Below are 12,000 nucleotides of genomic sequence, written 5' to 3'. Positions count from 1 at the left end.
AACTCACTGCGTCCGGTACTCCACGCACGCGTCGCTCAGCCAGGCCGCGAGGTACTCGGCGAACGACGACCGCACCAGCAGCGTGACGCGGTCCGCGCCCGTCACCAGCAGAATGATTCCCGTCCTCGCGAGCAGCGTCTGCACGCAAGTGCCGGTGGGAGCCGCAGACGGGTGCAGGTCCACGGAACATCCGTGAGCGAGAACGTCCCGGACGTGCGGCCCTTCCAGGACCACGGTCGTCCGCTGAGCCGAAGTGTCCACAACGGACCCACGAGCAGAGCCGAGCGCGCCACGCAACGCCTCCTCGATCGGGATCTGCAGATCGGGAGCCGCCACGACGAGGAACTCGTCCGGCCCCAGCCACAACACCTGAACCTCCCCGAACGAGCCGGTGCCCGTGGTGAAGGTGCACGGAACTGAGGGGAACACGACACCGAGTGCCGCACCCATCGCCGCGATCGCCGCCGGGTCCGACGCGCGCACGGTGAGCTGCGAGAGGAACGGCCGCTCCGAGGCGTTCACCGGGAGCGCCGCCAGCCGGTCGGTCCAGGCGGACAGGGGGCTAACCGTCACGACGGGCTCCTTCCTTGTCGTACAGCACGGAGTCGGTGACGGTGACCGGCACGAGCTCGTCCTCGACCGGCACGTACAGGGTCTCGCCGATGCGTTCGCGTCCCGACCGCACCAGGGCGAGGGCGAACGTGCGGCCCAGCGCCGCGCTGGGGTAGCTGGACGTCACGTGGCCGAGCATCCGGACCGGCGGTTCGGGCAGGCGGTCGGTCTCGACGATCTGCGAACCTTCCGGCAGCAGCACGGTCGGGTCCACGGGCAGAAGTCCCACCAGCTGCTTGCGGTCCGTCCGCAGGTTTTCCACGCGGGCGAACGAGCGCTTGCCGATGAAGTCGGGCTTCTTCTTCGACACCGCCCACGCCATGCCGAGGTCCTGCGGCGTCACCGTGGCGTCGGTCTCCTGGCCGATGATCGGATAGCCCTTCTCGGCGCGGAGCACGTGCATGGTCTCGGTGCCGTACGGCGTGATCCCGTACGGCGATCCCGCCTCCATCAACGCCTCCCACACGGCGAGACCGTGCCAGGCGGTCACGTTGATCTCGTACGCCAGCTCACCGGAGAAGCTGATCCGGCAGACACGTGCGGGAACACCGGCGACGACCGCGTCCTGCCACGTCATGAACTCGAACGCCTCGTTGCTGACGTCGAGCGAGGGTGCGACCGCGGCGAGCACGTCGCGGGACTTCGGGCCCACCAGCGGAATCGTGGCCCAGTGCTCGGTGACCGAGGTGCAGTGCACGTCGAGGTGCGGCCACTCCGTCTGCAGCCACTCCTCCATCCAGTCGAGGATCCTGGCGGCGTTGCCGGTGGTCGTGGTGACCAGGAACCGCTCCTCACCGACCCGGATCACGGTGCCGTCGTCGATCACCATGCCGTCGACGCCGCACATCACGCCGTACCGGATCCGGCCGACCTTCACCGTGCTCATCATGTTGGTGTAGAGCATGTCCAGGAACTTGCCGGCATCGCCGCCCTGCACGTCGATCTTGCCCAGCGTCGAGCCGTCCATCATGCCGACGCTCTCCCGCGCGGCGCGGCATTCCCGCAGCACGGCCGCGTGCAGGTCCTCGCCGTCCCGCGGGTAGTACCAGGGCCGCTTCCACTGGCCGACGTTCTCGAACAACGCCCCGTGCGCCACGTGCCACGGGTGGATCGCCGTGACGCGCACCGGGTCGTGCAGCTCGCCGCGGTTCCGCCCGGCCAGCGCCGCGAACGACACCGACGTGTACGGCGGGCGGAACGTCGTGGGCCGCTGATCGGCCAGTTCGACGCCCAGAGCCTCGGCGACGATGCCCGCCGCGATCATGCCGGACGTCTTGCCCTGGTCGTGCGCGGTGCCGATGGTCGTGTAGCGCTTGATGTGCTCCAACGACCGCAGGCCCGCCCCCGTGGCTCGCAGCACGTCGGTGACGGTCGCATCCCGTTGCAGGTCGACGAAACTGACGTCCTCGTCACCCGGCACGCGCCACAGCACGAGGCCGGTTCGCTGGGTGCACCGCGAGTCGGACACCGGCAGCGGCACCTGACCGCCCGGCGTGAACCCGGCCGCGACGGCAGCGGCGGCACCGGCGTCCCGTCCCTGCCGCGCGCACGCGTTCAGGTCGAGCTCACCGGTGGCGGATCCGGCGACCCGGACCGACGCGAGCTCCTCGCCCGGCACGAACGCGCCGAGTTCCGAGTCGTAGCGCAGCTTTCCGCGTGCCTGGCTGAACAGGTTCACCACGGGGTTCCAGCCGCCCGACACCAGCAGGGTGTCGCACGGGACGGTCTGGCCCGCGACGTGCACTCCGGTCACGCGTGCGGACCCCTCGGTCCCGGTCACGACGTGCCCGGCGCGGACCTCGATGCCGCGAGCAGCGCACTCGGTCGCGAGCCTGGCGGGTGCCTCTAGCCGGGCGTCGACGATCAGCGGAATGTCCACACCGGACTCGGCGAGGTCGATCGCCGCGCAGTACGCGCTGTCGTTGGTGGTGAACACAACGGCCCGCCAGCCGGGCAGCACGCCGTAGCGGTGCAGGAACGTGCGAGCCGAGGACGCCAGCATGATCCCTGGCCGGTCGTTGTCCGCGAAGACCACGGGCCGTTCGTGCGCACCGGTGGCCAGCACCGTCTGCTTGGTCCTGATCCGCCAGACCCGCTGCCGGGCAACCGAAGCAGGCGCCGCGAAGCCCAGGTGGTCGGTGCGCTTCTGCAGCGCGAGCACGAACCCGTCCTGGTACATGCCGAACGCCGTGGTCCGTTCCAGCACCAGCACCCCCGGCGTGGTCCTGAGCTCCGCCACGATGTCGGCCACCCACTCCGCCGACGGCCGGTCGTCGAGGTACTCGTCCACGCCGAGCAACGCGCCGCCGGCCTGGTTCTGCTCGTCCACCAGCACGACGCGCGCACCGCTGCGAGCGGCCGTCAACGCGGCCACCAGACCAGCCGGCCCCGCACCGACGACCAGCACGTCGCAGTGCTCGTGCTTGGCGTCGTAGCGCGCCGGGTCCGGCTCGGGCGACAGCCGCCCCTGGCCGGCCAGGCCACGTGCCTGGAGACCGTCGAACAGCTCGACGGTCGTCGCGAGCAGCATGGGCTCGGAGAACGGCGTCTCGACCTGCACCAGCGACGTCGGGTCCTCGGAGCCCGCCGCGACGATGCCGCGCGGCCTGCCGAGCTTCACGCTGCTGCCGACCTCGTGAACCCCGTTGGCGAGCAACGCCGACGCGAGCGTGTCGCCGGGGTGCCCGGTCAGCGCCTGACCGTTGAAGGTGAAGCGCAGCACGGTGTTCCGGTCGATCGCGCCACCGGTGGGCGTGCGGAAGTTCACGAGATCACCTCGGGCATCGGCTCATCCGTGCGATAAACGGCGAGCAGGTCGTGGGTGCGGGTGTCGCGGACGGCGTTGAACCACCGCCGGCACCCGGCGCTGTGGCTCCAGCGCTCGGCGAACGGGCCGCTCGGGTTCTCCCGGAAGAACACGTACTGCGCCCATTCCTCGTCCGACAACGCCGACGGGTCCTGCGGGTACGCGACGTGGGCCTGGCCGCCGTAGTGGAACTCCGCTTCCTCGCGCGGCCCGCACCACGGACACGGGATGAGTTGCATCGCTGCTCCTACCCAGAACTCGAAATGTCAGTGGGCCACGGCGGCGGCGCCGTGCTCGTCGACGAGAGCGCCCGTGGTGAAGCGCTCGAGGGTGAACGGCTCGTTGAACGGGTGCGGTTTGTCGTGGGCGATCGTGTGCGCGAAGCAGTCCCCGACACCGGGCGTGGCCTTGAACCCGCCGGTTCCCCAGCCGCAGTTCAGGTACAGCCCGCCCACGGGGGTGAGGCCGACGATCGGCGAGGCGTCGGGGCTGACGTCGACGATGCCCGCCCACGTCCGCAGCAGGTGCGCCCGCGCGAAGATCGGGAACAGCTCCAGCGCCGCCGCCATCTGCTGCTCGATGATGTGGAACGAACCGCGCTGGCCGTAACCGTTGTAGCTGTCGATCCCGGCGCCCATCACGAGTTCTCCCTTGTGCGCCTGGGAGACGTAGACGTGCACGGCGTTGGACATCACGACGGTCGGGTGCACGGGCTCCAGCAGCTCGGAGACCAACGCCTGCAACGGGTGCGAGGCCAGAGGCAACCTGAGCCCGACCATCTTCGCGAGCACCGAGCTGTGCCCGGCCGCGCACAACGCGACCTTCCCCGCGGCGATGCGGCCGCGCGACGTCTCGACGGCCGTGATCCGGCCGCCGGACGTCTCCAGACCGGTGACCTCGCAGTTCTGGATCAGGTCGACGCCCATCGCGTGCGCGGCCCGCGCGTAGCCCCACGCCACGTAGTCGTGCTTGGCGATGCCCGCGCGCGGCTGGTACGTCGCCCCCAGCACGGGATAGCGGACGTCCGGCGAGATGTTGACGATCGGGCAGATCTCCTTGACACCGGCGGGATCCACCCATTCCGCGTCGATGCCGTTGAGCCGGTTGGCGTTGACCCGACGCACGCTGTCGCGCACGTCCTGCAGGCTGTGCGCGAGGTTCAGCACACCGCGCTGGTCGAACAGGATCGGGTAGCCGAGGTCCTCCTCCAGGCCCTCCCAGAGCTTCAGCGAGTGCTCGTAGATGCCTGAGCTCTCGTCCCACAGGTAGTTGGATCGGATGATCGTGGTGTTGCGCGCCATGTTGCCGCCGGCCAGCCAGCCCTTCTCCAGCACCGCGACGTTCGTGATGCCGTGGACCTTGGCGAGGTAGTAGGCGGTGGCGAGGCCGTGCCCGCCACCGCCGACGACCACGACGTCGTAGGAGGCCTTCGGTTCCGGGTTCTCCCAGAGGAAGTCCGGGTGCTCGGGCAGATGTGCTCCGGGCGGGCTGCTCATTGCGACGCCTCCAGCGAAATCACCTGGTCGACTACTGGTATATCAGTCTGCGTTGTACCGTAGGTCACATGAACACTCGGGTCAACGACGAGCCCGCGGCAGCCTCACTCACGGAGCGGGCGTACGCCGTGCTGCGGGATCGCCTGGTGATGCTGGAGATCAAGCCGGGCGAACCGATCAACGAGGACCGGCTGCGCACCGAGCTCGGCGTCGGCCGCACCCCGATCCGCGAGGCGTTGAAACGACTGGAGCAGGAACGGCTCGTCGTCGCCTTCCCGCGCCGCGGCACGTTCGCCACCGACGTGAACATCTCCGACCTCTCGCACATCTCCGAGGTGCGCAGGACCCTGGAGCCGCTCGCCGCCTCCGCGGCCGCCGAGCGGGCCACGGCAGAAGACCGCGCCGCGCTCACCGAGCTGCGCACCCGGCTCGACACGACGACGCCGTCGGGCGACAACACGGAACTGCTCCGCGTCGACGTCGGTGTGCACCGCGCGATCTACCGGTGCGTGCACAACCCGTTCCTCCAGGACACGCTGGTCTCCTACGACAACCTCGCCACGCGCATCTGGTGTGTGTTCCTGCCACGACTGTCCGGGATGGCCGGTCACGTCGACGAACACGTGCCCCTCCTGACCGCGATCATCGAAGGTGACGGCAAGAAGGCGAGCGAACTCGCCTCCCAGCACGTCATCGGGTTCGAACGGGCGATTCGGGCGCTGATCTGACCTGCCCGTTGCCCTCGGCGGACAGGGCGAACACGACGCGGTCCGTGCCCGTCCTCGTGGTGGGGAGGAACTTCGGTTCGGGCACGGCTGCTACCACCCCTTTGCCGATGTGACTTCCCGGACCCAGCGGTGGAACTCCCCGATGTGGTGCTCGGAGGGAACCAGCACACCCCCTTGCGCGTAGGCCCGCGACGACATCGCGGGCTGGCACCGTTCACACGCCTCGAAGTCCTGCTCGTTCACGCGGTGGAAGAGCTCGACGGACCGCGAGACGTCCTTGCCCGTCGCGACGACGTCCTTGGCGTAGAGCCAGTCGCACTCGACGATCGTGCGGTCGGCCGCCAGCGGGAACATCCGGTGGATGATCACGTGGTCCGGCACGAGGTTGATGAACACCTGCGGCCGCACGGTGATCGCGTAATAGCGGCGCTCTTGGTCAGCGCCCACTCCGGACAACGTGTCGAAGCCTTCGCTGCCGTCGATCGTGAAGCCCTTGATCTCCTCGCCGAACACCGCGCCGTGCCCGACGTAGTACTGCGCCGCGTAGCCGTCCGCGAACTCAGGCAGGACCTCGGTCAGCTCGGGGTGGATCGTCGCGCAGTGGTAGCACTCCATGAAGTTCTCGATGATGAGCTTCCAGTTGGCCTTCACGTCGTAGGTGATCCGCCTGCCGAGGTCGAGCTCGCTCACCTGGTAGTTGCCGATGGCGTCGAGGTTGCCGAGCCGCTCTCGGACGTCGCGCTGCACGGTCTCCTCGAACGACGGCGGCTCGTCGGCCAGGCACAGCCACGCGTAGCCGAGCCACTCGCGCAGGTGCACGGTCTTCAGGCCGTACTCGACGCGGTCGACGTCCGGCATCGAGGTGAGGTTCGGCGCGGCGACCAGCTTGCCGTCCAGGCCGTAGGTCCAGGCGTGGTACGGGCACTGGAAGTTGCGCTTGACCGTGCCGGTCTCCTCGACGCACAGCTTCGCGCCGCGGTGCCGGCAGATGTTGAGGAACGCGCGCAGCGCTCCGTCGCGCGAGCGGGCCACGAGCACGCTCTCGCGTCCGATTTGGACGGTGCGGAAGTTGCCCGCCTCGGGGAGGTCCGCGCTGCGGACGGCGCAGAACCACATCACCTCGAAGATCTTCTCCTGCTCCAGCTCGAAGATCGTCGGGTCGGTGTAGGTGTGGCCGGGCAGGGTGGGGATCAGGCTGGACGGGAGTTCAGTCGCAGTCATGGTCGCTCCGTGGTGGCGAGAAAGTCGGAGAGGCGGGGTTCGCGCGTCATGATCGGATTCGCTTCATCTCGGGGTCGAAGAGCGGTTCGGCGGCCACGACGGCCTGCACGCGCTCACCGAAGTACTCGATCTCGACCGGTGTTCCCACCACCGCGACCTCGGCGGGCAGCCAGGCGTAGGCGATGTTCTTGCCGATCGAGTACCCGCGCCCCGCACTCGTGACGTAGCCGACCGCGTTGCCACCGAAGAACACCGGCTCGGAACCCATCACGACCTGGTGGTCGTCGTCGATGGTCAGGCAGGTGAGCTTGCGCGTGGCCGTGTCCTCCGAGCGTCCCTCCAAAGCCTTGTGACCGTGGAAGTAGCCCTTGTTCATGCGGACCGCGAAGCCGAGCCCCGCCTCGAACGGGTCGTGCTCGGTGGTGACGTCGGCGCCCCACGAGCGGTAACCCTTCTCCAGCCGCATGCTGGTGAAGGCGCTGCGGCCGGCGGCGATGACGCCGTGCTGCTGCCCCGCTTCCCACAGCGTGTCCCACAACCGGCGACCCATGTCCGCCGTGGTGTAGAGCTCCCAGCCGAGTTCACCGACGTACGACAGGCGCATCGCGGTCACCGGCACGTCGCCGATGAAGGTCTGCTTGGCCTTGAAGTAGCCCATGGCCTCGTGCGAGAAGTCGTCCTTCGTGAGCGGCTGCAGCAGATTGCGCGCTTCCGGTCCCCACAGGCCGATGCAGCACGTGCCGGGCGTGATGTCCGCGATGTGCACACCACCGTTGGGCGGGAGGTGTCTGCGCAGCCAGTCGAGGTCGAGCGGGCCGTTAGCGCCGACCTGGAAGCGGTTCTCGCCGAGCCGGGCGATCGTGAGGTCGCTGCGCACTCCCCCGTCCTCGTTGAGCAGCAACGTGTAGACCACGGCGCCCGGCTTGCGGTCGAGCTGGTTGGTGGTCATGGTCTGCAGGAACGTCAACGCCTCCGGGCCGCTGACCTCCAGCCGCTTCAACGGGGTCATGTCGAACATGGCGACGCGCTTGCGGGCCACGAGCGCCTCGGCACCGGCGATCGGCGACCAGAACCGCGACGCCCACTCGTTGCGCTGCGGGATCTCCGCGACCTCCGGCAGATTCGCGTTGGCCTCGTACCAATGCGGCCGCTCCCAGCCCGACGCCTCCAGGAACACCGCGCCGAGTTCCTGCTGCCGCTCGTGGAACGGGCTGGTGCGCAACGGCCGGGGCCGTTCCGCGGGCTGCAACGGGTGCAGGATGTCGTAGACCTCGACGAAGCTCTGGCAGCTGCGCTCGTGGACGTAACCGGGCGAGCGCTGCACGTCCTCGAACCGGTTCAGGTCGCAGCCGTGCAGGTCGACGGCCGGCTGCCCGTTCACCAGCCACTCGGCCATCGCCTTGGCCACACCGGCGGAGTGCGTGATCCACACGGCTTCCGCCACCCAGAACCCGTCCAGTCCGGGATGTTCGCCGAGCAGCGGATTTCCGTCCGGGGTGAAGGAGAACAGGCCGTTGATGCCCTCCTCGACCTTCGAGTCGCCGAGCGCGGGCAACAGGTCGACGGCGGCCTCCCACGACGTCTCGAAGTCCTCAGGGGTGAACGCGATCTCGGACGGCATGGTCGGCGCCACGTCGAAGTCGAGGATGTCGTCCGCGGAGATCGGCATCGGCCGGTGGCCGTACGCGCCGATGCCGATGCGGTCGACGTGCTCGCGGAAGTAGAGGTCGGCGTCCTGGTGCCGCAGCAACGGCTTCGACATCTCGGACAGGTCGTCGTTGACGCCCTTGAGCGCTGGCAACGGCGCCGTCTTCGCGTACTGGTGCGCCATCGGGACCAGCGGGATGTCGAGGTCGACCATCCGCCCGATGCGCGGACCCCACATGCCGACGCACGACACGACGATGTCCGCGGCGAACGTGTCGTGCTCGGTGACGACGGCCTTCACCCGGCGGCCGGTGCGTTCGATGCCGGTGACCTTGTGGTGTGCCAGGAACTTCGCTCCGCGGTCCATCGCCCGGCGGGCCTGCGCCTCGGCCGCGCGCAACGGCTTGGCGAGGCCGTCGCCCGGGATGTGGAAACCGCCGACGATCTTGGCCGGGTCGAGCAGCGGGTGCAGCTCGGCGCACTCCTCCGGGTCGCGCAGGAAGGCCTCGACACCCCACGACGTCGCCCAGCCGTGCCGGCGCTTGAGGTCGGTCCAACGTTCCGGGGTGGTGGCGACCTCCAGGCCGCCGAGCTGCTGGAAGCACCACTTGTCGTCGAGCGTCAGGGCCGTGTACTTCTCGACGGTGTACTTGGCGAACGAGGTCATGGTCTTGCAGCCGGTGGTCTGGAAGACCAGGCCCGGTGCGTGCGAACTGGAGCCACCGGTCGCGAACAGCGGTCCCTGTTCGAGGACGGTGATGTCGGTCCACCCGCGCGCGGTCAGTTCGTCGGCCAGCGCACACCCGACGATGCCCGCTCCGATGAGCACAACGCGTGGTTGCGTTGCCATGGAAGTTCTCCTGCCGTGTGGTGGGGTGGGCTGTCAGTGACCGCGCTTGGCCCAGTCGTCGAGCCGGGGCGCCTCCGCGCCGTCCCGGACGTGACGAGGTGCTCGATCCGCGCGCTCACAGGACGACCACCGAACGCAGCACGCGGCCGTGGTGCATGTCGGCGAACGCCTTCTCGACGTCGCCCAGGCCGATCGTCTCCGAGACGAACGCCCCGAGGTCGAGCCTGCCCTGCAGGTAGAGGTCGATGAGCATCGGGAAGTCGCGGCTGGGCAGGCAGTCGCCGTACCAGGACGACTTCACCGCGCCACCGCGCGAGAACACGTCGATCAACGGCAGTTCGAGCAGCATGTCCGGCGTCGGCACGCCCACCAGCACGGCGGTTCCGGCGTGGTCGCGCGCGTAGAAGGCCTGCTTGAAGGTCTCCGGGCGGCCGACCGCGTCGATCACGACGTCGGCGCCGTTGCCCTCGGTGAGCTCGCGGATCGTCTCCACTACGTCCTGCTCGCGGGCGTTGACCGTGTGCGTGGCTCCGAACCGTTCCGCCCACTCGAGTTTCGCGGGGTCGAGGTCGACGGCGATGATCGTCCGCGCACCGGCCAGCCGCGCGCCCGCGACGGCCGCGTCACCGACACCACCGCAGCCGAGCACCGCCACGCTGTCGCCGCGGGTGACCCCGCCGGTGTTGATCGCGGCGCCGATGCCCGCCATGACACCGCAGCCGAGCAGGCCCGCGACCTCCGCCGGTGCCTTCGGGTCGACCTTGGTGCACTGTCCGCTGTGGACGAGCGTCTTCTCCGCGAACGCGCCGATGCCGAGCGCCGGGGACAGCGGGGTGCCGTCGGCCAGCGTCATGGGCTGGGAGGCGTTGTGGGTGTTGAAGCAGTACTGCGGCCGGCCGCGCAGGCACGAGCGGCACGAACCGCACACGGCGCGCCAGTTGAGGATCACGAAGTCACCGGGCTCCAGGTCGGTCACGCCGTCACCGACCGCCTCGACGATCCCCGCGGCCTCGTGCCCGAGCAGGAACGGGAACTCGTCGTTGATCCCGCCCTCCCGGTAGTGCAGGTCGGTGTGGCAGACCCCGCAGGCCTGCACTTTCACCAGCGCCTCGCCGGGTCCGGGGTCCGGCACGAGGACGGTCTCGACCGAGACCTCGGCTCCGCGCCCCGCCGCCACGACACCGTTCACCGCGTGTGCCACTCGCTTCTCCTGACTCGTTCAGAGGTGGGGGTAGAGGGGGTGCTTCTCGGCCAGCACCGCGACGCGCGCGGCCAGCTCGGTCTCGTCGAACACCGGCTTGAGCGCGGCGGCGATGATGTCGGCGACCTCGGTGAAGTCCTCGGCCGTGAAACCGCGGGCGGCCAGTGCGGGCGTGCCGACACGCAGGCCGGAGGTGACCATCGGCGGCCGCGGGTCGAACGGGACGGCGTTGCGGTTGACCGTGATCCCGATGCGGTGCAGGCGGTCCTCGGCCTGCTGTCCGTCCAATGAGGACTCGACCAGGTCGACCAGCACGAGGTGCACGTCGGTGCCTCCGGAGAGCACCTTCACCCCGGCTTCTGCGCAGTCGGGCCGCGTGAGCCGTTCGGCCAGAATCCGGGCGCCGTCGAGCACCCGCCGCTGCCGTTCGCGGAACTCCTCGCCGGCCGCGATCTTGAACGCCACCGCCTTGGCCGCGATGACGTGCTGCAACGGCCCGCCCTGCTGACCGGGGAACACCGTGGAGTCGATCTTCTTGGCCAGTTCCCGCGTGCAGAAGACCACTCCGCCGCGCGGGCCGCCGAGGGTCTTGTGCGTCGTGGTGGTGACGAGGTCGGCGTGCGGGATCGGGCTCGGGTGCAGGCCTGTCGCCACCAGCCCGGCGAAGTGCGCCATGTCCACCATGAGCTTCGCGCCGACCGCGTCGGCGACCCGGCGGAACGCGGCGAAGTCGAGCTGCCGCGGGTAGGCCGACCAGCCCGCGATGATCAGCTTCGGGTTGCTCTCGCGGGCCAGCCGCTCGACCTCGGCCATGTCGACGCGCCCGGACTCGCGGTCCACGTGGTAGGCGACGACGTTGTAGAGCCGGCCGGAGAAGTTGATCCGCATGCCGTGCGTCAGGTGACCGCCGTGCGCGAGGTCCAGCCCCATGATCGTGTCGCCGGGCTGGAGCACCGCCGCCATCGCCGCGGCGTTGGCCTGCGCACCCGAGTGGGGCTGCACGTTGGCGTGCTCGGCGCCGAACAGGGCCTTCACCCGCTCGATCGCGAGCGTCTCGATCACGTCAACGTGTTCGCACCCGCCGTAGTACCGGCGTCCCGGATAGCCCTCGGCGTACTTGTTCGTCAGCACCGAGCCCTGGGCCTGCAGCACGGAGACCGGCGCGAAGTTCTCGGACGCGATCATCTCGAGCGTCGACTGCTGGCGGAGCAGTTCGGCGCGGATCGCGGTGGCGACCTCGGGGTCGAGATCGTCGAGGTGCTGATCCAGGACAGAGGCGGAAACGGAGAGCGACAACGGGCCAACCCTTCCGAGCGAGTTCCGTAATACGCAACCTTGTTCGCATTATGCAACTGCGGCGCATCACAGTGAGTCTCGCGGCGAACCGTTGTCAAGCCCTTGTCGCACGGACGGAGTCATCCGAAACCGCCGAGTTCCGC

The 12,000-nt window shown here is 69.3% G+C and carries 9 protein-coding genes; 1 reads left to right on the top strand and 8 read right to left on the bottom strand.

Annotated features, from left to right (window positions below; translation table 11 throughout):
* Positions 1–3 precede the first annotated feature (3 nt).
* From IEZ09_RS29075 to IEZ09_RS29060, 4 genes are read right to left on the bottom strand one after another with little or no spacing between them, the layout of a single operon-like run.
* Positions 4–573: a sarcosine oxidase subunit gamma gene (locus IEZ09_RS29075; protein ID WP_189256977.1), complete on the bottom strand. Its 570-nt coding sequence runs from the start codon at positions 571–573 to the stop codon at positions 4–6.
* Positions 563–3,379 carry a 2Fe-2S iron-sulfur cluster-binding protein gene (locus tag IEZ09_RS29070; RefSeq protein WP_189256976.1) on the bottom strand — a complete coding sequence of 939 codons (2,817 nt, stop codon included), beginning with the start codon at positions 3,377–3,379 and terminating at the stop codon, positions 563–565. The genes IEZ09_RS29075 and IEZ09_RS29070 overlap by 11 nt, the downstream gene beginning before the upstream one ends.
* On the bottom strand, positions 3,376–3,657 hold the full coding sequence (locus IEZ09_RS29065; protein WP_189256975.1) for a sarcosine oxidase subunit delta: 282 nt from the start codon (positions 3,655–3,657) through the stop codon (positions 3,376–3,378). The genes IEZ09_RS29070 and IEZ09_RS29065 overlap by 4 nt, the downstream gene beginning before the upstream one ends.
* Positions 3,658–3,684: 27 nt before the next feature.
* Entirely contained in the window at positions 3,685–4,914 is a 1,230-nt protein-coding gene (locus IEZ09_RS29060) for a sarcosine oxidase subunit beta family protein (RefSeq protein ID WP_189256974.1), read from the bottom strand.
* Between the two features lie 68 nt (positions 4,915–4,982).
* Here IEZ09_RS29060 and IEZ09_RS29055 point away from each other — a divergent pair, with 68 nt between their 5' ends.
* Complete coding sequence (locus IEZ09_RS29055) at positions 4,983–5,642, top strand: GntR family transcriptional regulator (RefSeq protein ID WP_189256973.1); 660 nt, start codon at positions 4,983–4,985, stop codon at positions 5,640–5,642.
* A 90-nt stretch (positions 5,643–5,732) separates the two neighbouring features.
* Here the strand turns inward: IEZ09_RS29055 and IEZ09_RS29050 are convergent, their stop codons facing one another.
* The 4 genes from IEZ09_RS29050 to glyA all read right to left on the bottom strand — a co-directional run bounded on the left by IEZ09_RS29050 (position 5,733) and on the right by glyA (position 11,857).
* Entirely contained in the window at positions 5,733–6,863 is a 1,131-nt protein-coding gene (locus IEZ09_RS29050) for an aromatic ring-hydroxylating oxygenase subunit alpha (protein WP_189256972.1), read from the bottom strand.
* A 46-nt stretch (positions 6,864–6,909) separates the two neighbouring features.
* Entirely contained in the window at positions 6,910–9,360 is a 2,451-nt protein-coding gene (locus IEZ09_RS29045) for a GcvT family protein (protein WP_189256971.1), read from the bottom strand.
* A 115-nt stretch (positions 9,361–9,475) separates the two neighbouring features.
* On the bottom strand, positions 9,476–10,561 hold the full coding sequence (locus tag IEZ09_RS29040; protein WP_189256970.1) for an S-(hydroxymethyl)mycothiol dehydrogenase: 1,086 nt from the start codon (positions 10,559–10,561) through the stop codon (positions 9,476–9,478).
* An 18-nt stretch (positions 10,562–10,579) separates the two neighbouring features.
* A complete protein-coding gene (glyA, locus tag IEZ09_RS29035) occupies positions 10,580–11,857 on the bottom strand; it encodes a serine hydroxymethyltransferase (RefSeq protein ID WP_301325897.1) in 1,278 nt (425 codons plus the stop codon).
* Between the last annotated feature and the right edge of the window lie 143 nt (positions 11,858–12,000).

It is taken from the genome of Lentzea flava (assembly GCF_014648475.1).
In the GTDB taxonomy this organism is placed as follows: Bacteria; Actinomycetota; Actinomycetes; order Mycobacteriales; family Pseudonocardiaceae; genus Lentzea; species Lentzea flava.
The sequence above is the reverse complement of the archived record's forward strand: the minus strand, read 5'-3'. Positions and strand labels throughout refer to the sequence as shown.